The 18,474-nt window shown below is 61.2% G+C and carries 17 protein-coding genes; 11 read left to right on the top strand and 6 right to left on the bottom strand.

The window, feature by feature from the left end; translation table 11 throughout:
* Positions 1 to 34 precede the first annotated feature (34 nt).
* Positions 35 to 832, bottom strand: a complete 798-nt coding sequence (locus H4W01_RS15950) for an alpha/beta fold hydrolase (protein ID WP_334685309.1) — start codon at positions 830 to 832, stop codon at positions 35 to 37.
* A 434-nt stretch (positions 833 to 1,266) separates the two neighbouring features.
* Here H4W01_RS15950 and H4W01_RS15945 point away from each other — a divergent pair, with 434 nt between their 5' ends.
* The 3 genes from H4W01_RS15945 to H4W01_RS15935 all read left to right on the top strand — a co-directional run bounded on the left by H4W01_RS15945 (position 1,267) and on the right by H4W01_RS15935 (position 3,684).
* Complete coding sequence (locus H4W01_RS15945) at positions 1,267 to 2,091, top strand: alpha/beta fold hydrolase (protein ID WP_209613404.1); 825 nt, start codon at positions 1,267 to 1,269, stop codon at positions 2,089 to 2,091.
* A gap of 138 nt (positions 2,092 to 2,229) precedes the next feature.
* Positions 2,230 to 3,177 (top strand): MBL fold metallo-hydrolase, encoded by a 948-nt coding sequence (locus H4W01_RS15940; protein ID WP_334685308.1) that lies wholly within the window; start codon positions 2,230 to 2,232, stop codon positions 3,175 to 3,177.
* 54 nt (positions 3,178 to 3,231) lie between these two features.
* Positions 3,232 to 3,684 (top strand): DUF6130 family protein, encoded by a 453-nt coding sequence (locus H4W01_RS15935; RefSeq protein ID WP_334685307.1) that lies wholly within the window; start codon positions 3,232 to 3,234, stop codon positions 3,682 to 3,684.
* Here H4W01_RS15935 and H4W01_RS15930 read toward each other — a convergent pair.
* Complete coding sequence (locus tag H4W01_RS15930; protein ID WP_209612284.1) at positions 3,671 to 4,303, bottom strand: response regulator transcription factor; 633 nt, start codon at positions 4,301 to 4,303, stop codon at positions 3,671 to 3,673. The two genes, H4W01_RS15935 and H4W01_RS15930, sit on opposite strands and share 14 nt — an antisense overlap.
* Positions 4,304 to 4,307: 4 nt before the next feature.
* A complete protein-coding gene (locus H4W01_RS15925; RefSeq protein WP_209612282.1) occupies positions 4,308 to 7,355 on the bottom strand; it encodes a sensor histidine kinase in 3,048 nt (1,015 codons plus the stop codon).
* Positions 7,356 to 7,788: 433 nt separating this feature from the next.
* Here H4W01_RS15925 and H4W01_RS15920 point away from each other — a divergent pair, with 433 nt between their 5' ends.
* Entirely contained in the window at positions 7,789 to 8,430 is a 642-nt protein-coding gene (locus tag H4W01_RS15920; RefSeq protein WP_209612280.1) for a winged helix-turn-helix domain-containing protein, read from the top strand.
* A 133-nt stretch (positions 8,431 to 8,563) separates the two neighbouring features.
* Here H4W01_RS15920 and H4W01_RS15915 read toward each other — a convergent pair whose 3' ends face one another.
* Both H4W01_RS15915 and H4W01_RS15910 read right to left on the bottom strand, forming a co-directional pair.
* Positions 8,564 to 9,544 (bottom strand): hypothetical protein, encoded by a 981-nt coding sequence (locus H4W01_RS15915; protein ID WP_209612277.1) that lies wholly within the window; start codon positions 9,542 to 9,544, stop codon positions 8,564 to 8,566.
* Between the two features lie 10 nt (positions 9,545 to 9,554).
* A complete protein-coding gene (locus H4W01_RS15910) occupies positions 9,555 to 10,115 on the bottom strand; it encodes a ferritin-like domain-containing protein (RefSeq protein WP_209612275.1) in 561 nt (186 codons plus the stop codon).
* A gap of 198 nt (positions 10,116 to 10,313) precedes the next feature.
* On the opposite strand from H4W01_RS15910, the gene H4W01_RS15905 reads away from it, so the two are divergent.
* The 3 genes from H4W01_RS15905 to H4W01_RS15895 all read left to right on the top strand — a co-directional run bounded on the left by H4W01_RS15905 (position 10,314) and on the right by H4W01_RS15895 (position 12,794).
* Positions 10,314 to 11,351, top strand: a complete 1,038-nt coding sequence (locus H4W01_RS15905; RefSeq protein WP_209612273.1) for a helix-turn-helix transcriptional regulator — start codon at positions 10,314 to 10,316, stop codon at positions 11,349 to 11,351.
* 39 nt (positions 11,352 to 11,390) lie between these two features.
* Entirely contained in the window at positions 11,391 to 12,374 is a 984-nt protein-coding gene (locus H4W01_RS15900; protein ID WP_209612271.1) for an alpha/beta fold hydrolase, read from the top strand.
* Positions 12,375 to 12,446: 72 nt separating this feature from the next.
* Entirely contained in the window at positions 12,447 to 12,794 is a 348-nt protein-coding gene (locus H4W01_RS15895) for a carboxymuconolactone decarboxylase family protein (protein ID WP_435803895.1), read from the top strand.
* A 261-nt stretch (positions 12,795 to 13,055) separates the two neighbouring features.
* On the opposite strand, the gene H4W01_RS15890 is transcribed toward H4W01_RS15895, so the two are convergent.
* Positions 13,056 to 13,514, bottom strand: a complete 459-nt coding sequence (locus H4W01_RS15890) for a hypothetical protein (protein ID WP_209612269.1) — start codon at positions 13,512 to 13,514, stop codon at positions 13,056 to 13,058.
* 48 nt (positions 13,515 to 13,562) lie between these two features.
* Between H4W01_RS15890 and H4W01_RS15885 the strand changes: the two genes are divergently transcribed.
* The 4 genes from H4W01_RS15885 to H4W01_RS15870 all read left to right on the top strand — a co-directional run bounded on the left by H4W01_RS15885 (position 13,563) and on the right by H4W01_RS15870 (position 18,422).
* Positions 13,563 to 16,598: a sensor histidine kinase gene (locus tag H4W01_RS15885; RefSeq protein ID WP_209612267.1), complete on the top strand. Its 3,036-nt coding sequence runs from the start codon at positions 13,563 to 13,565 to the stop codon at positions 16,596 to 16,598.
* Positions 16,599 to 16,637: 39 nt separating this feature from the next.
* Entirely contained in the window at positions 16,638 to 17,240 is a 603-nt protein-coding gene (locus H4W01_RS15880) for a response regulator transcription factor (protein WP_334685306.1), read from the top strand.
* 273 nt (positions 17,241 to 17,513) lie between these two features.
* Positions 17,514 to 17,921: a nuclear transport factor 2 family protein gene (locus H4W01_RS15875; protein WP_209612263.1), complete on the top strand. Its 408-nt coding sequence runs from the start codon at positions 17,514 to 17,516 to the stop codon at positions 17,919 to 17,921.
* Positions 17,922 to 17,942: 21 nt separating this feature from the next.
* Positions 17,943 to 18,422: a GNAT family N-acetyltransferase gene (locus tag H4W01_RS15870; protein ID WP_209612261.1), complete on the top strand. Its 480-nt coding sequence runs from the start codon at positions 17,943 to 17,945 to the stop codon at positions 18,420 to 18,422.
* Positions 18,423 to 18,474 lie beyond the last annotated feature (52 nt).

Here is an 18,474-nt window from a genome sequence, read left to right as displayed (position 1 = left end):
GAAAGGTTGCGCGGACTGACACCGTAACCTGCGGTTACTTCGCTGTTGATGCCCGTTCGATGAGATCGGCAACGGCGCGGGAATGTGTGATCATCACGACATGTGACGCGCCTTTGACTTCGATGGCCGCGCGCGCGCCGGCGCGTTTGGCCATATAGGCGTGAAGTGCGGCGGGGATATTGCGATCGAGCGAGCCCCAGATGAACCACGAGGGCAGAGTCTTCCACGATTGGACAGCAGCCGGCTCGCCAAGCGCGCTCTGAACAATCGGTCGCTGCGTGGCCGCCATCTGGACGGCGTCCGCCTTTGGCACATCCGCGGCGAATTGCTGCCAATAGCGTGGACGCTGGATGTACAGGTCGCTGCTTCCGTCCGTCAACGGGACCGGAGGCGCGAGCGTTTCACCGAGCGTGCCGGTCGGGAATTGCGCGCCCAGGCTTGCGGCGCTTTCGCCGACGTCCGGCGCGAGGCCTGCGATGAACACCAGCGCCTTCACGTTGGTGCGGCCGGCCGCGGCGACGGAGATGACCTCGCCGCCATAGGAGTGGCCGACCAGTACAACCGGCCCGGGAACGCTCTTGACCAGGCTCGCGACATAAGCGGCGTCGCCCTGCAAGCTGCGCAGCGGGTTTGCCGCCGCAATCACGGTGTAGCCGTCGGCGGTCAGGTCGGTGATGACGGCATTCCAGCTCGACGATCCGGAGAAGGCACCGTGGACGAGAACGATGGTTGGCTTGTTCGACGCTTCGCTCTGCGCTCGCGCCGGCGCGGCGGCCACGACCGGGGTGCTCAGGAGCATCAGGATGGAGGCGGTTGCGATCCAGTGGCGCATGTCGTGATCCTTTTCAGTCAATTCGGCCCTGTGAATGCTGGGGGCCATCTGCGGGAGCAATTATCGCGCGAATAGATGGCGCGGTCGTGTGAGACGATGTTTGCCGTTGCGAGCCTCTGCTTGGTTCCTCGAACGCGGGCGCAACATCACCCAACAAGCGCCTTCTAATGCTTCTTCGCTCCAACTTGCTGAGGTCTTTCGCCGGCCTGGGGTACATGAAGTCGACGGCGCCAGGATACAGTGCCGCGCCAGCAGAAAGGGTAGTGAGGATGCAATACCCCGTCGGCCAAGCCCACTTGATTACGCGGCGTAGAGCCCTTGTCGGCGCGACCGGGCTCATCGCCGTCTCTGCCCTGACCGCTGCCACGGGCGCCGGCCGGGCATTCAATTCACTCTCGGAATCTCCCTTCCACTCCAAGCAAGGAACCAATGGCATGGGCACGATCAAGACAACCGACGGCACGGAGATTTTCTACAAGGACTGGGGCCGCGGACAGCCTATCGTCTTCAGCCACGGTTGGCCGCTCTCAGCCGATGACTGGGACGCGCAGATGCTGTTCTTCCTCAGCAAGGGCTACCGCGTCGTTGCGCATGACAGGCGTGGCCACGGGCGATCGTCCCAAGTCAGCGAAGGTCATGACATGGACCATTATGCCGATGATCTTGCGGCCGTGGTCAAGCATCTGGACCTTCGCGACGCGATCCATGTCGGCCATTCCACCGGCGGCGGCGAGGTCGTGCATTACCTCGCTCGTCACGGCGAAGGCAGAGCCTCCAAGGCGGCGATCATCAGTGCGGTTCCACCGTTGATGGTGAAGACCGCCGCAAACCCCGGCGGTCTGCCCAAGGAGGTCTTCGACGGTTATCAGACGCAGCTCGCCGCGAACCGCTCGCAACTCTACAATGATATCGCCGCCGGCCCCTTTTTCGGTTTCAACCGCCCTGGCGCGAAGGTGTCGGAGGCAGCGATCCTCAACTGGTGGCGGCAGGGAATGATGGGCGGTGCCAAGGCGCATTACGACGGCATTGTTGCCTTTTCGCAGACCGACTTCACCGAGGACCTGAAGAAGATCGGTCTGCCTGTGCTGGTGATGCACAGCGAGGACGACCAGATCGTGCCCTATGCAGATGCAGGGCCGCTTGCGGTCAAGCTGCTGCGGGGTGGTACGCTCAAGACCTACAAGGACTTGCCCCACGGTATGATCACCACGCAGGCCGACATCGTCAACGCCGATCTGCTGGCGTTCTTCAAAGCCTGATTTGAGATCGCTGGCGGGGCATTGCCTCCGCCCCCCGCAAACGGACCCCGCCAGCGAGGCGGCCGGGACGCCCCCCTCCCGGCCGCCACCCCATCCACCAACGCGCCGGACCGATCGGCGTGACGTTCGAGGTGTGCCATGAAGATCTTCCAGAGCCCTGCGAAGCGGCGAACCGCCCTGCGAGTCTACCTGGCCGGTGCCGCGATAGCCGCATGGCTTACTTCGGCCATGGCAATGGCGAGCCCCTATTCCGACATCAATGCCGCCGCCAAGGGCGGCCCCGTCAGCGTCACGCGGCTGCGCGGCAATATCAGCATGCTGGCGGGATCCGGCGGCAATATCACGGCATTTGCGAGTCCGTCGGGCTTCTTCCTGGTCGATACCGGTATAGCCGTGTCGAGGAATATGATTCAGGCGGCACTCAAGTCGATCCATCCCGGCCCGATCAAGCTGGCGATCGATACGCATTGGCACTGGGATCATGCCGATGGCAATGGCTGGGTTCGCGCGAGTGGTGCGAGCATCCTCGCCGATCGCAAAGCGATCCAGCGGTTGAAGCAGACGATCCGGGTGGTGGAATGGGAACATACGTTCACGCCGATCGGCAAGCAGGCCCTTCCCGATGTCGTGTTGACCGGGGACCGCGATCTGTCGCTGAACGGCGAGACGGTCCGGATCCGGCATTATGGGCCCGGCCACACGGACGGCGACCTGTCGGTCTATTTTGTAAAAGCCGACATATTGTCGGTTGGCGACACCTTCTGGAACGGGCAATATCCGTTCATCGACTATGTGACCGGCGGCAGCATCAATGGCGCGATCGCCGCCGCCAATGCAAATATTGCCATGTCGGGCGCCCACACGATCATCGTGCCAGGCCATGGTCCCGTCGGTGACCGGGCGTCGCAGATTGCGTTTCGAGACATGCTGGTCGCGGTGCGCAACAAGGTCGCGCGATTGAAAGCGGAGGGCAAGACCCTTGCGCAGATCCAGGCTGCCAAACCCACCGCGGCCTACGACGCGAAATGGGGGCGGTCGGTGATCAAGGGGTCACTGTTCACCGCACTCGTTTATCGCGGCGTCTGAATCGCGGAGAGATTGCCGGGAGACGTCGTCAGCCCTTCATCACCAAATCCGAGTATGGTCGCCATGTCCTGCGTCACAGCTTCGCCAGTTCGTTTGTCCGCCAGAGACGCTATAGGGGCGGCCGGCGTCATTCCCGTCACGAGCGAGCCACCAGCACGATTGGTTGTGGACCCGCCGCTTGCCGCACCATTGTCGCAAGGGCTGCTCGTCGTTCAGTACAGAGCGGAAAACGTGCGGATCGTTCCAGTCTACGGCCCGGCGGCCCTCGACGTGTCGCCGCGGATCGGCCACCTTCATCTCACCCTTGATGACCTGCCATGGCACTGGGTCGATGCGAGTGGCGAGCCGATCATCATCCAGTATTTGCCCGCCGGGCCGCACAGCTTGCTGATCGAGCTCGTCGATGCAAACCACAATCCGTTCGACAGCGCGACCATTGCGTTCACCATCGGCGAACGGGAAACCTCGATCCACGACCGGCCTGGTCAGCCGGCTAAAAGTCGATGATCCCGCGGCGAAGCGCGAGGGTCACGGCCTGGGTTCGATCGTTCGCATCGAGCTTGGCAAAAATACTGCGCATGTGAGCCTTAACCGTGTCTTCCGAAATCTTCATCTGCCAGGCAATTTCCTTATTGGCTTTGCCTTGCCCGGCGAGCGTCAGGACGATGACCTCACGTTCGCTCAAGGCTTCGTCGGCGGCGTGGAAGGCGATTTCCTGTGCGATGTCTGGCGGGATATGGCGGCGGCCAGCGTGAATGGAGCGGATCGCATCCAGCAGATCCTTGCGCAATGTGCTCTTGAGCAAATACCCGACAGCACCCGCCTTCAAGGCGCGCATCGCCTGCGCATCGCCGGCGTAGGTGGTCAGAACGACAATTCGCGCGTGGCTGAATTCCTTCCGGATCGCCGCGATCGCTTCGACACCGTTCATGCGGGGCATCTGCAGGTCCATCAGGGTCACGTCCGGTCGCAGGTTGCGGAACTGTTCGATCGCTTCCGCACCGTTGCCGGCCTCTCCGACCAGCGCCATGTCGTTCTGCCCGCCAATGATCGCGGCGATGCCGTCGCGAAGCACGGGGTGATCGTCAACGATCAGGATCCGAATGGAACGGTCTATCGCACCCAAGATTTCAGATGCCTCCCTCGGCTATGGCGTTCGGTGCGAACCACCGGTGCCAAGTGCTTTTCGCGACTCTGGTATAGGCTATCTTGCTGGCGATCGTGAGGCGTATTTCGGTTCCGCCCCCGGGACGGCTCGACACATTGATCTCAGCGCCGATCTGGCGAGCGCGCTCGCGCATCCCAACCAAGCCGAAATGTCCCTGTCGACCGCCGCGCGCCAGTACATCGGGATCAATGCCAATGCCGTCATCACGCACGCCAAGGGTCAGACCGGAGGTCTCGTAGGATAGCGCCACCTCGATGAGTGAAGCGTGCGCGTGCTGGAAGGCATTGATGATCGCTTCTTCTCCGATACGAGAAATTTCATCACGAACCAGCGGATGCAGGGAGCGTGGCGCGCCTTCGACAACCATTTTGAATTCGACTGGGTAGCTGACGCGCATCCGCTCCGCGGCTTCCGCCAGAATCTGGACAATATCGGCGCGATCAACGGTTCGGAGCTGCTTCACGCTATCGCGCCCGTCGCTCAGGATTTTGTCTGCGTTGTCGAGTGCCTGCCCGATCGAACGGTGCGCGCTCAGATTTTCCGGAATTTCGTTGGCGACCGACTGGAAGCGCAGGATCAGCCCCTGAAATCCCTGCAGGAGGGTGTCGTGCAGGTCACGCGCGATGCGCTCGCGCTCGGCAAGCCGCTGCTCCAGGCGCTCGCGCATCCTCGCTGTGAGCTGACGTACGCGGAGGCGATAGGCCATCCATAGCAATAGCGCGGCTGCGGCCCCGCAAAGTGCGATAAACCAATTAGATTGCAGGAAGGTTGGCGGAACGTCGAATTCGAGCGTTGCGCCCGTCCGGTTCCAGACACCGTCATTATTGGCGGCAATCACGCGAAAGGCGTAATGGCCAGGCGGAAGATTGGTGTAAAATGCTTGTCGACGCATCCCGGGGTCGACCCAGTCGCGGTCCGCGCCATCAAGCTTGTAAAGAACTCGGACGCGCTGGGGAATAGTCAGGCTCGGCGCAGCGAAATCGAATTGAAAGCTCGATGTACCCGCCGGTACATTAAGTTGCTTTGCATCTCGTGTGCGAACGCCGTCAATTGCGGCAGCGCTAATGATGACTGGCGGAGGACTGGCGTTTCGAACCAGTTGGGCCGGGTCAACCCAAACAACGCCGCCGGTGGTCGAAAACCACAATCGCCCATCGCCACCGCGAGCAGCATCATGCTTGCCTTCAGCCAGCCGGACACCCGGCAACCCGTCGCGCCACTCAAAGACGGTCGGGTGAAGCCGCGCGCGTGGATCGTCGAATGCGCGCTCAAGCTCTTCGGTGGAGACCTTGACGATTCCCGCCCTGCTGATCATCCAGGTATCGCCTTCCGGCGTTTGAACGATGCCCGTTGCGCTGGCAAATAGAGGAAAGTTACCCGGCGGGAGGAAACGGAGCTGGGTCTGACGCAATCGGGCAAAACCGAACGCGCCACCGAGCATCAAACCGCCCCGGCCCTGATCCATCGTGTACAATCGATCCAAGGCGCCGGCACGGCGGGGAGTGAGAACGGTCCGCTTTTCCCCGTCCAGGATGACGATGGACCCATCGGAATAGTAGACGAAAATCCGTCGATCGCGATCGGCAAGCATGATCAGTGGTCCAACGGACTTTGACGGGGGTGCAGGACGTCGCCATTGCTCGCTCGTCCGGACAAAAAGCCCGTCTTCCTGGTCTCCGCTCAGCCAAAGCCTGCCTGCGCGATCGACCGCACAATCGACGATCCCCAGTCCAACGGTCTTTGGTCTGTCGATCGTCGTTAGCGCGTCACCACGGGCCCGAAGGATACGGTCCTGCAATATGATCCAGACACTCCCATCGGGGCCCTCGCACAGCGCCTCGGTTTCGCGGCTGATTTTGGCAAAAAGTGCCGGTTGCCCGCCGGGCTTGACGCGATAGACCGAATTCTTCTGGCCAACATAGACCGTGCCGTCGGACGCACCGAGCAAATGGAAGCCCCATTCCGACAATTCGGTAAGCGCTGGCTCGACGGCGATGCTGGCGTCTCGCAGGCGCTCCAGCCCGAGCACCGAACCGATCCAGATGTTTCCCTCGCGATCTTCGATCAGCGCGTTTGTAACGTCCGACAAAAGGCCATCCTTGGCCTTGAGGATCTGGACCTGATCGGGAGCCTCGATCTGCGCTGACCCATTGGCCTTGGGCGAAACCAGACGGAAGATACCATCACCGTTGGTACTGCCCCACAAGCTACCCCTGCTGTCGAAAAAGGCGCGGGTGGAACCCGGAAATCCTGGCGTGCGGTAGGCAAAACCGCGTGGCAACTGTTGGCCGGCAGCGCTGTTACGGATTGGCCTGCTGCCCGCCCGATCAGACAGCCAGATGTTCCCCTCTCGATCTTCACTCAACGCTGCATGTCCCGCTGGCTTTAGGCCGGTGGAGCGGAACCGGGTGGAGCCCTTGTTGAGAAAGTATATGGACTGGACCGTGGCAACCCACAGCGTGCCATCGCGCGATGCCATCGCGTTGATGACATAGTCGCGCGGAAATCCCCAATTCTCCCCGATCGCTTGCCAGCGGCCCCGGTAATAACGCGCGAGTGGCGAATCGAGCCGCCCAATTAAGGCCCAGACGCCGTCACCGGGGCGCTCAACGAGCGAAATCACCTGCGCGCCGGTATTGGGTAGCGCAGTGTCCCGCAAAACACCGTCGCGGTACACAGCGATCGAGCCGGACGCACGTCCCGCCCAAATCGTGCCATCGCTTGCCGCGAGCAAGGCGCTGGTACCTGATCCTGAGCCGTCGCCGCGTTCGGACGGGATGTGCTCAAAACTGATCCCATCGAAGCGGAAGAGGCCGTCGCGCGCGCCAATCCACAGAAATCCGTCACGTCCCTGCGCAAGCGATGCAACGAATGACGGTGCGCCGTCGTCGACAGTCCAGCGGGTATGCTTATACTGTCCAAACCTGCGGGCGGGATCGATCGCATGGGCCGGCAATGCGGCGAGCAGCACGGCAAGTGCGACTGCAATGATGCGATACAACCCCTTCAAGCGCTTTCCCCAAAGGCATCTTTGAGCTGGTGTTCGGAATTTGCGTATCTTCACGCTCGGGGTGAAGCGCCACAGCCCCCGAAAGGACTAGCTGAATATAGCCCTTTCGAACGTAGCCGCCAATCAAAGGATTGGCGTAGCCCGACGCCGCCAAGGCGATGATTCTCGGTCGTTTCAGCGACGCCTGCTGGCATAATAGACCGATTGAGCAGTGTTGCGGTCGCGAAAGCCTAGCTGGCGATCACTGAGCGTATATCGTTTCGCGATTATCTGAGTGGCACCTGTGCTTATCATCACCCGACGGCGCGTGCTTGGCACACTCACAGTATGAGGACGAAGACGCGCACGAACGTGTAGGTCGCTCATCGTCCGTTTCGGGATGGTCGGACGGGCGCAAAATCGCGCAAACCGGGGTTAGACCAAGGAGAGCGACATGGGCGAGTATGATATGCAAATGGCGGCACCTCTGGGCGCCAATCCTTCCGCCGACGATCAAGGTCATGATTACGATTCAGGAGCTGAGCAGAACCGTCCGCTTGGCTTCGGGGAATTCGTGGCGTTGCCGGCGTCACGCACCCTGCTTTGCCGCGGCGCTCCAATCGAGCTGGGCGGGCGGGCATTCGATTTGCTGATTGTTCTGCTGCGTGCACGCGGATCCCTCGTCACTCGCGACGAGATCGTCCGCTACGTATGGCCGTCCACGATCGTGGACGAGAGCAACCTTCGCTTCCAGATGGCCTGCTTGCGCAAGGCACTCGGCGAGGCGCGCAACTATATCAAAACGGTGCCGGGCAGGGGATATCTGTTCGTTGGAGATGATGATCACGAGACCGGCGCTCAACATGCAGCAGCGGTACCAGCGATGTCGGTGGATTACGGGCGCGCGCATGGCCCGGCTATCTTTGTCGTCGATCGTGATGACGTGATCCGAGAAGCGCTGGATCGGCTATTGCGATCTTTCGACGTGCGGGTCACTTCATTCGCTTCGGTCGAGGCGCTTCTAGAGAGCAGTGCCATGATCCAGCAAAACGGAGGGCATCGCGGCGGCGCTCCGGGACGAAGCCTCGCCGCCTGATTGAATAGCGGCCACTCGGCCAATCGATCCGACGACTTCGAGAGAAGCCATTGGGCCGTTGCAACCGGGGCAGCTGCAGATGCAGATGCAGTCGGTAGTACGAAGAGGTGACCGCGCGCCCAGTGCGGTGAGATTATGAGATCGCGGGCGGATCGCTTGCCGGAAAGCTCTCGTCCAAGGCTTCGTCGAGCGCGCTCTCGCGTCGCGCCGACGGCACCTCACATACCGTTCTGCCGGCCAACCACAGTGCAAGGTTCGCAACATAAGCATGAACGGCCCGCATAGCCCCGGGAGAGGCTTGTAGGGCATGCCCGGGCGCTTCGCTCACGAAGCTCGGGCAGCCGCGCGACGGATCCAGATTGTAGTCGGCGAAATGGTGGAAACTCGATTCGGCGACTGCTGGTCCCAACCCGGCCTCAGGCTCGAACGCCACGATCAGGTTGAAACGCCGGCCAGTCGCTTTGCTTGTTCCGCGTGCAATCACACGAGCGTTGGCCCCGGTCGGTACGCCGACGCTCCCTTCGTGCGGATGCGCCGGAAGATATCGGATGACGCCGCCAGTTGCTGCCGGATCAGTGAGCAGCGGATGTGGCGGATCCGCCACCTCGATTTCCTGGAAATCGCCGTTCGCACCGGAATGATAGTTGGGCCACAAAATATCGCTTGTCTGAATATCGTCGATCGCCTGGCGACTTGCGTCCGGGTCCAGGTTCACGCTGTGGAATTGGTGTGCGAGCCCGACGCCACCGAGTGCACAAACCGAGCTTCCAAGGTTCATATGATCGCGCGTCACGAGCAACCCGCCGCCGCGCGCGCGGAACCTGGTGATGCCTTCGCAATCGGCGGCATCGAGGCCATCGCCCGTGTCCACCGCAAACAGCCACAGTTCATCAAAGGATGATGTGTCCAGTGTCGCCAACACCGGATCGGGGCCGCCCGCGACTTCGCGATCTCTAGCGGTCACGAGCACTAGCGGCTGTCCAGTCTCGTCCCTTAGGTTTTCAAGGAAGGCACGGAGCATCGAGAACCGGCCGATGTGCCAGTCATCCTCGGTCGGTAAGATCGTCGTTTGCAGCAGAATGTTGATTGGTCTGGACACGGCATCAATCTCCATGGGGGGCGGATCAATCGGCGGGCAGGAAGGGCTGGCCCTGATGCGCCACGAGCAGGTCATGCATATCGGTCGCGTGCTCCTCCTCGTCCGCCAGGATCCGTTCGAGCATGATTCGCGTCGTCGGATCGCCTTCGCCGAAATATCGGATCAGCTCGCGATAATGCTCGATCACCAGCCGTTCGGCGACGAGGTTTTCGCGAACCATTTCGATCAGATTGCCCGCATCGCCATATTCGGTCGCCGACCGTAGCGCGAGCCCTTCAGGGTTAAGGTCCGGGGTGCCGCCAAGCTGATCGATTCGCTTGGCCGCCGCCATCATGTGGCGTCGTTCTTCCTCGGCATGTTCCGCGAATTCGGCCCCGACGCTCTCGCTGTGGATTCCCGTCACGGCTATTGCATGCATGGTATAGCGCAGCACGCAGACCAGCTCGGTCGCGACGACCGCTTGGAGTAGTGAAACGGCGGCATCGACGTCGCCTGTATAACCTGCCGTAATCGCGCCGCCACCGAGCGTTTCCCGGGCGCGGGCGCGTAAAGTCTGCACGTCGGTCAGGAACAGATTGCCCTTCATTATCGCTCTCCGGATCATGATCTCGGGAATGTAGCGAATAAGGCCAATTGGTCTTGCAAGTTCGCACTGCGTCGATGCGTTCGGGCACCTCGCGACAACTAACGCTGACTGGTGGGTCCTCACGGGTTTGAGCGGAAGGTCTTCTGTATCCTCGCATCGAGCGGACGACGTGGTCCGCTAAGCCTTGAGGACACACCAATGCGCGTCGAGGAAATGGTGGATTTTTGCGCTGGGATCGTTGGCATCGATGTCGCCGACTTTCTAGGCGAGCTTGCCACGATTGATCACCGAGACCCGGTGGCGGTGGCGGCCCTGCGACCATGTCCGCTTGCGGTCGCGGCACTTCATGCGCGCCGCCCGTCGGGCATCACGGTCGCTCGAACGTTTCACGGTTCGGCGACTACGCGCATCGTCCGAGTCACATGCCCGGTGGCGCATATTCTTGTCACGACACCGCTGGTCGATGCCGATGTATCGATCGCGCATGACGACCAGTGCTTGAATGCCGGCATACTGAGCGTCGGAAGCGTTTGCGCGGGAGGGCCAAGTGGGACGCTGACCCTCACCGCGCGGACGCCCTGTGATTTGCTCCATCTGGCTGTACCGGAAGACCTGCTACGCCGCTTGCGAACGTGCCGCGCTGACTTTTCTGGTGTGGTCGTATCCGACCCGTTGATCGGGCGAATCGCGAGGCTTCTCGGCGAAGCACCATCGGCCTGGCTGCGGGTGTACGCCGATTTGCTGAGTCAGCTACTCATTGCCCGCGTGTTTCAAGTAATGCCCGCCACCGTCAGTCCCTTGCCGGGATGGCGGCTGGAGCGGGTACTGGCGTTTGTTGATGCAAATCTCGACGCGCCGCTCCGGCTGGCCGACCTGGCCGCAGTCGCCGGCCTCTCGCGGATGTATTTCGCGGGACAGTTTCGGGCAGCGACGGGGCTGAAGCCGCACGAATTTGTGCTGGAGCGGCGCATTGCGCAGGCGAAGCGGTCGATGACAGATGGGGCGGCGACGCTCGTCGAAATCGCGCTCGATGCCGGCTTTCAGTCCCAAGCCCATTTCTGCACGATCTTCAAACGGCTCACCGGCACGACGCCATCGGATTGGCGGCGCAAGGCAGCTGTTGTTGCCGCAAATTCGCAGACCGATGGCGGTCAAACGCCAGCCGTACACCGCCGACACCCCGTAAAGTTTCGGTTCCATTCCGGTGCCGTCCCTGCCGCCAACCACGTGGCGTGAACAAAGTCCCTCGAACCCCAAACGAAAGCGAGATCTGCTATGAAAATCCTTCGGAATGCAACGTTGGCGATTGGTGTCGCCACTTTACTCGCCGGTGTCGCCAGCCCTGAGGCAGCGGCGGCGCGTCCCGCAGCGCCCGCGAAGATGGCACCGGTGGTGATGACGCAATATCACACCACCAAAGTCGATGGCGTCGACGTCTTTTATCGCGAAGCGGGTCCTGCCAACGCGCCGGTCGTGCTGCTGCTCCATGGCTTCCCGACGTCGTCGCACATGTTCCGCAATCTCATCCCGCTGCTGGCGGACAAATATCACGTCATCGCGCCCGACTATCCGGGCTATGGGCAGAGCGGCGCGCCCGATCACAAGACATTCACCTACAGCTTTGCGCATTATGCCGACATCGTCGATGGTCTGCTCGCGCAAAAGGGCATCCAGCGCTACGCGATGTACGTGATGGATTACGGAGCGCCGGTCGGATATCGGCTCGCCTTGAAACATCCCGAGCGTGTGAGCGCGCTGATCGTCCAGAACGGCAACGCCTATGTCGAAGGGCTGGCGGCATTTTGGGATCCGATCAAGGCCTATTGGGGCGGCGATACGCCCGAGCATCGCAAGGCGCTCGAAGGACTGATGACACTCCAGACGACCAAGTTTCAGTATACCGACGGTATGAGCGATCTTGCCCATATCGACCCCGACAATTGGGTACACGACCAGGCGCTGCTCGACCGGCCGGGCAATCTCGACATTCAGCTCGACCTGTTCAAGGACTACGGAACCAACGTGCCGCTCTATCCCCAGTTCCAGGCGTTCTTCCGCAAGTACAAGCCGCCCACAATCATCGTTTGGGGAAAAAACGACAAGATCTTTCCCGCGAGCGGCGCGACCCCCTATCTGCGCGATCTGCCCGACGCCGAGATGCACATTATAGACTCCGGGCATTTTGCGCTCGAGGACAAGCTCGACGAGATGGCGCCGCTGATCCGCGACTTCCTCGACCGTAAGATCGCCAAGCGCTGACCATCCGTCCTGTCTGGCCTGCGGCTGCGCGATAGCGGGCAGCTGCAGGCTTTCTTTTGAAAGGCCGTCCCGATGTCGATGCTCGACTGGAATATGTACCGCGAACAGATCGTTGCGCGGGTAGGTGATTTTGCGAAGCTCAGCCCCGATACGGTTCGCGGCTATGGTACGTTGAGCGCCGCCGGAGCCAAGACCGGCCATCTCGATGCCAAGATCCGCGAGTTGATCGCGCTCGCAGTCGCGGTCAGCTTGCGATGCGACGGCTGCATTACGAGCCATGTCGATGCCGCGATCAAGTCGGGCGCGACGCGCGAGGAAGTCGCGGAAGCGTTGGGCGTGGCAGTCGCGATCAACGCTGGGGCAGCGATAATCTATTCGACGCGTACATTGGACGCCTTTGCCGTGCATCCGGCCGGGTGACATGCCGCCGATGGCGAACTCTGCGCTAAGCCCGGCTGCGCAAACAGAATCGCGAACGCCGATACCGGCAAGCGTCTCCATGATTGACGACGTGCGAGCACGTCGCGCGCTCCGGAACATGCACGAACCAACACGATACAGCTTTTTGTTTACCGCGATCAAGCCAGCACGCTGCCTCTAAGACGTGCAGCGGCGCGGCGGCTGGTCGGCGACTTTGCACGCAATCGTCCGCTCTGAAAAATCCTTCCTCGAGCGCGATCCTCAACTTCCGGGGGTTGGCAAATGGATCGTCCGACGCCCGAAGCGCCACGCATCGATCGACAGCGCTCCGGGTCCCGTCATGATCAGCGCCGCTGCTTCAAGACCGTGCGCCAAAAACGAAAGCGGCGTGACCCATTCGCCATGCGCAGTCGCTATCGCGATAGCCAGCAACGCGGCCGCCCGCGTGCAAAAGCCTGCGCCGATCCCGATGGCCAGGATGATTGCAGCGAAAGCGATCCATGCTGGCCCGGCCTCTGTCGCCAACGGGACAGCAACCAGCAAGAGTGCTATGGATGCGCGCAGAAAAAGCAGCGCGGCACCGGTCAGGCCCGCCGGGAACAGAAAGAAGCCATGTTTCATGGCCGGCCAATAGACCCTGGTGGACGTCTTGATAATCTCCGGAAGAGCGACCGTTCGGTAATCCTTTTGGGGGCTGAAGCGAAATGCGGGGCGCGGCAAACATGCGAGGCACGAACCAGTATTGTGACGTGCCAAAAGGGGGGGGGCATGCGATCGCTGTTCAAAGTCGTTCCAGCGTTGCTGGCGTGTCTGCTAACCGGTGTGCCCGCGTCCGCGCTGGACCCCGCGCGAACGATCGCTCAGTATAAGCATACTCAGTGGACAATCGACGACGGTGCACCGCGCAACGTCCAAGCCATTGCGCAGGGACCAGACGGCTACCTGTGGATCGGTAGCGGCTCTGGCCTGTATCGATTCGACGGACTTAGCTTCCAGCCGATCCGGCCGGCGGCGAGCGCGGACAGCAAGCCGATCACGTCGCTACTGGTGTCGCGCGAGGGCGATGTCTGGGTCGGCTATGGCACCGGCGGAGGGACTTCGGTTTATCGCAACGGTGTCCTGCGAGATGTGCCAACTCCGCAGCAAACCTATGTCATGGACATGGTCCAGACGCCCGACGGCAGCATCTGGGCGATGATTGGCGAGCGCGATCACCCATTGATGCGCTTCAAGCACGGTCGCTGGGCTGAGGTCGGTGCAAGCGTCGGCTTTCCTTTTGAGGCTGCGTCAAAGATGATTGTGGCGCGGGATGGCACCATCTGGATCACGACGGTCAAATCGCTCCTCTTTCTACGGCCGGGGGCAACGCACTTGGAAAGGACCAGGGTGGCCGTGTTCGGCCGTGCCGCCCCGAGCGAGGACGCTCAAGGTAACATCTGGCTTTCCGACGACAGTGGCAGCCGGGTCGTGATCCGCAACGGCAGCGACGCCAGCGCGCGACCTGCCATTCCTTACCCGACTCTGCCCGCGAAGCGAAAGACAGCGACCGTGTTCGATCGCAATGGCAATCTCTGGGGCCTGACGCGGGATGGCTTGTTCCGGCTCGCGTCGCCGGTTCCGCAAGGCGCTCCCACGAATGTTGCCGCGGCTTTGGCGGTCGCTCGCTTCAATCAAAAGGACGGCCTGCTCGCTGATTCAGTGACGGCATTGTTCGAAGATCGGGAAGGGAATCTCTGGATCGGAACACCAGTTGGCCTTGAGCGATTTCGCTCAGCCAGGGTCGTCGCGGAGCCATCGCTGACCAAGGTGGCGTTTTGGGGCGATGCTTTGCTCGGGGCATCTGATGGCACCGTCTATATTGGTGAAGCCGATGGGGTCTATGGCATCAAGCCGGGCGGAAAACCCGAGATGCTCCTTCATGCAGATGAGCCGCAGGCGATTTGCGAGGGCATTGACCATGCGATCTGGATTGTCTTGAAAGACCGCGTGGTGCGGATGCGCGATCGACGGATCGTTAACACGCTGCCGGCCCCGAAAAGCGATTATGGCGCCTTGGCCTGCGAAGAGGATCGCAACGGTCACCTGTGGCTTGCGACGGTCAACAACGGCATGTTCGGGCGGATCGGCGACGCATGGCACCAGATCTTGGTACCAATTCCTCCCGCCAATCTTGCCCCCCAAGCCTTGCTGCGCATTGCCAACGGCGACATGCTGATCGGTTCGGAGGCCACCGGACTGGCAAAGCTAGTTTCCGACAATGAAGCTAAATTCTTGATCCCGTATGATAACCCGTTCGGGAAAGTGCGAACCTTATTCGACAGTAAGGACGGCTTGCTGTTCGGCGGTCCATCAGGACTTGGACGAATCAAGGGGCAAACCGTACAGATACTCTCACCCAAGCGCTTTCCCTCGCTCGGCTACATATCAGGAATTTCGCAATCGGGGGGGCAGACCTGGGTTTACAGCCGCGCAGGATTGGTCGGCATGTCAACGGCGGCGCTAAACCGGGCGTTCGATGATCAGCATAGCGGCCTTACACCGACCATACTGGACTTCAGGGATGGTCTGATGGGGGTCGCGAGCCGCGATACGCCTCGCTCCGTGGTCAAGGGCGGCGACGGTCGGCTATGGTTCTCCACCGGTGCCGGCATCGTTTGGATCGATCCCGCTCGGCTTGGCCGCAATCGGGTTGTCCCGCCAACCGCAATCGGTAGGCTTATTGCGCAAGGGGTCACCTACCTCGACCCTAAAAAAGTGAGATTGAGCGCAGGCACGACGAGCATCGAAATTGGCTTTGCTGCGCTCAGTCTGTCCATTCCTGAACGTGTCCAGGTCCGCTACCAGTTGGAGGGGGCTGACCGCGGGTGGGTGGACCCCGGCCAGCGCCGACAGGCTTTCTACACCAACCTCGGCCCCGGCCATTACCGCTTCCGTGTGATTGCCGCTAACGACGACGGCCTGTGGAACCGGACCGGGACGACGATGGAATTCGATATTCCGCCGACGTTTCTGCAGTCCAACATCTTCCTCGCGCTGTGCGGCCTCGTTGCCGGTGCGTTGCTCTGGGGCGCGTATTTGCTGCGCGTGCGTCAAATCAAGGCCGTGATGCGCTCGAAGCTAGAGGAGCGGCTTGCTGAGCGCGAGCGGATCGCGCGTGATCTCCATGATACGCTGCTGCAGGGATTTCAGGGGTTGGTCATGCGCTTCCAGTCGGTCGCCAATGCGATTCCGGAAGGACAGCAGACCCGTGCCATGATCGATCAGGCGCTCGACAGCGCCGATGAGGTGCTCAGCGACGGGCGCGATAGCGTGCGGCAGCTTCGCGCTGCAGGTACGAGCGAGCTTTCTCAGGAACTGACCGTCACGGCCCAGCGTCTGCAACAGGATTATCCGGTCGAATTCAGCATGGCGGTCGAGGGAACGCCGCGCGCGTTGCACCCCGTGGTACGTGATGAAGTTTGTCGGATCGGCGATGAGGCACTCATCAATGCCTTTCAGCATGCCAAGGCGACAATGATCGAGGTCGTGATCTCCTATCGTCCATCCGTGCTTGTGCTGGGGGTACGCGACAACGGCATTGGGATAGATCCGGAGATCTTCGAACGAGGGGGGCGTCAGGGGCACTTTGGTCTGGCGGGTATGCGAGAGCGTGCGCAACAAGTCCACGCCGAATTCGACGTCTCGAGCCGCCCGGGCAGCGGGACCGAAATCCAGCTCCGCGTCCCTGGCCGACTGGCCTACGCCGACCGGCCTCGCTGGAGGCTTGTCGACACGATGAAGCGCTATTTTGGGTGGGGAGCCTAACAGATGGTCGCCGCGGCCCAAGGACAGCCAATTCGGGTCATGATCGTCGATGACCACCCTGTGCTTCGCATCGGGATCAGCACGATCATCGAGGGGCAGGAAGACATGAAATTGGTCGGAGAAGCAACCAATGGCGCCGAAGCGCTGGAGCAATTTCGTGCGCTGCGTCCAGACGTCACCCTGATGGATCTCCAGATGCCCCGGATGAGCGGTGTCGACGCAATTACTGCGATCCGGGCCGAGTCCGAGAATGCGCGCATTATTGTGCTGACAACCTATGCCGGCGACGCCCAGGCAATGCGGGCGCTGAAGGCAGGCGCTGTCGGCTATCTGCTCAAGAGCACGGTGCGAAAGGACCTGCTCGATACGATCCGCGCGGTTCACGCAGGGCGGCGCCACATCCCGCCCGAGATCGCACAGGAGATTGCCTTCCACGCGGCCGACGAAACCCTCAGCGAGCGCGAAATCGCGGTGTTGAGCAACGTCGCTGCCGGCAAGGCCAACAAGGAGATAGCTTGGGCACTTGCTATTTCCGAAGACACTGTGAAGGCGCACATGCGCAGCATCTTCGCCAAGCTAGACGTCGGTGACCGGACGCAGGCAGTGACGGCCGCGCTACGGCGTGGGATCATCGAACTGTAACATAGGGATCGGCGTGTTAACTGACATATGCGGCGTATTGGTTGTCCGGCCTTGCCGAGGACTTCGGGCTGAAGGCCGTCCGCGACAATCTCCGCAACGTGACCGTTCTCACAACGTCTTACGCATCTTCACTCGCGGTGGAGCGCGAACGCCTTCAAAAGGGCGTAGCAGGACAAACCCATTCTGGCCTCGGCAGGAGCGCGAGACCCCGCTGTCTCTCGTCTTGCAAGCGTTTGAGCCCGAAGATGCCACCGTGAAAGGCGAGGAAACACCATGACGACCGATCAAAACCGCACCGTTGCCCAGGACCTGCTTCAAGCGATCGGAACGGGTGCGTCGCCAGACGCGATCGCGCGAATGTTTCACGATGACGTCGTGTTCGAGGTTCCTGGTGACGACGGGGCGCTCCCCTGGATTGGCCGAAAAACTGGCCATGCGGCGGTTCGCGCCTTCATTCTGGAAAATCGTCGGCTGCTCGAGCCTCGAGGTTTCGACGTGCACGATATCGTTGCCGATCGGAACAGGGCCGTGATCCTTGGAGCTCTCTCCAGCCTCGTACTCGCAACTGGCCGGACGATCGAAACCCAGTTCGCCATCATCCTCTCCATTTCGGACGGTCGTATCTCGCATTTCCTGATGCTCGAGGACAGTTTCCACGTCTCCGTTGCCACGCGTCCCTGAGCTTACTGGCTTCAAGCAATTATGCGGTATGATATCCTGCGATATTCCGGCGGTCGGGACGAGGAGATCGCGGAGCTTATCCTCTCAATACAGAATCAAGAAGCTGGCCTTGCGTTATCGTTGGAAGATCAGCCGGACCTTCGCGACATCGCAAGCTCCTATCGGAACGGCGGCTTTTGGATCGCGCTCTATGCCGGGCGGGTGGTTGGCACCCTCGGCCTGCTGGACCATGCCAAATGCGGTATCCTGAAAAAATTCTTTGTTGCGAAGGATCATCGCGGTCCGAATGGCCCCGCTAGACTGCTATTCAAACAGCTACTTCGAGCCGCTGCTGCCTGCGGTCATCGCGAGATTTTTCTCGACACTCCCTCAGTGGCTACCCGTTCGCACGCCTTTTATCGCGGAGCAGGCTTTGAACTCGGCGTGCGAGCAGATCTACCGCCAGGTTACGAGTTCCCGGATCGGGACAGCTTGATCTTCCGACTTCGGTTCAGACCGTAGACCTTAAGTCAATTTGGTGGCGTTCGACCCCTGATGGGCGCACGTAGCGTCA

Source organism: Sphingomonas sp. PL20, from assembly GCF_017875905.1.
GTDB lineage: Bacteria > Pseudomonadota > Alphaproteobacteria > Sphingomonadales > Sphingomonadaceae > Sphingomonas > Sphingomonas echinoides.
Note: the sequence above shows the minus strand (reverse complement) of the source record. Positions and strands in the feature narration are given on the sequence as shown.

What these genes read in the sequence shown, in the direction of transcription:
- H4W01_RS15920 (WP_209612280.1), top strand. Translation starts at nt 7,789, where the DNA reads ATGGGCGAGTATGATATGCAAATGGCGGCACCTCTGGGCGCCAATCCT.
- H4W01_RS15950 (WP_334685309.1), bottom strand. Translation starts at nt 832, where the DNA reads ATGCGCCACTGGATCGCAACCGCCTCCATCCTGATGCTCCTGAGCACC.
- H4W01_RS15910 (WP_209612275.1), bottom strand. Translation starts at nt 10,115, where the DNA reads ATGAAGGGCAATCTGTTCCTGACCGACGTGCAGACTTTACGCGCCCGC.
- H4W01_RS15935 (WP_334685307.1), top strand. Translation starts at nt 3,232, where the DNA reads ATGGTCGCCATGTCCTGCGTCACAGCTTCGCCAGTTCGTTTGTCCGCC.
- H4W01_RS15895 (WP_435803895.1), top strand. Translation starts at nt 12,447, where the DNA reads ATGTCGATGCTCGACTGGAATATGTACCGCGAACAGATCGTTGCGCGG.
- H4W01_RS15900 (WP_209612271.1), top strand. Translation starts at nt 11,391, where the DNA reads ATGAAAATCCTTCGGAATGCAACGTTGGCGATTGGTGTCGCCACTTTA.
- H4W01_RS15945 (WP_209613404.1), top strand. Translation starts at nt 1,267, where the DNA reads ATGGGCACGATCAAGACAACCGACGGCACGGAGATTTTCTACAAGGAC.
- H4W01_RS15870 (WP_209612261.1), top strand. Translation starts at nt 17,943, where the DNA reads ATGCGGTATGATATCCTGCGATATTCCGGCGGTCGGGACGAGGAGATC.
- H4W01_RS15905 (WP_209612273.1), top strand. Translation starts at nt 10,314, where the DNA reads ATGCGCGTCGAGGAAATGGTGGATTTTTGCGCTGGGATCGTTGGCATC.
- H4W01_RS15880 (WP_334685306.1), top strand. Translation starts at nt 16,638, where the DNA reads ATGATCGTCGATGACCACCCTGTGCTTCGCATCGGGATCAGCACGATC.
- H4W01_RS15875 (WP_209612263.1), top strand. Translation starts at nt 17,514, where the DNA reads ATGACGACCGATCAAAACCGCACCGTTGCCCAGGACCTGCTTCAAGCG.
- H4W01_RS15885 (WP_209612267.1), top strand. Translation starts at nt 13,563, where the DNA reads ATGCGATCGCTGTTCAAAGTCGTTCCAGCGTTGCTGGCGTGTCTGCTA.
- H4W01_RS15915 (WP_209612277.1), bottom strand. Translation starts at nt 9,544, where the DNA reads ATGGAGATTGATGCCGTGTCCAGACCAATCAACATTCTGCTGCAAACG.
- H4W01_RS15940 (WP_334685308.1), top strand. Translation starts at nt 2,230, where the DNA reads ATGAAGATCTTCCAGAGCCCTGCGAAGCGGCGAACCGCCCTGCGAGTC.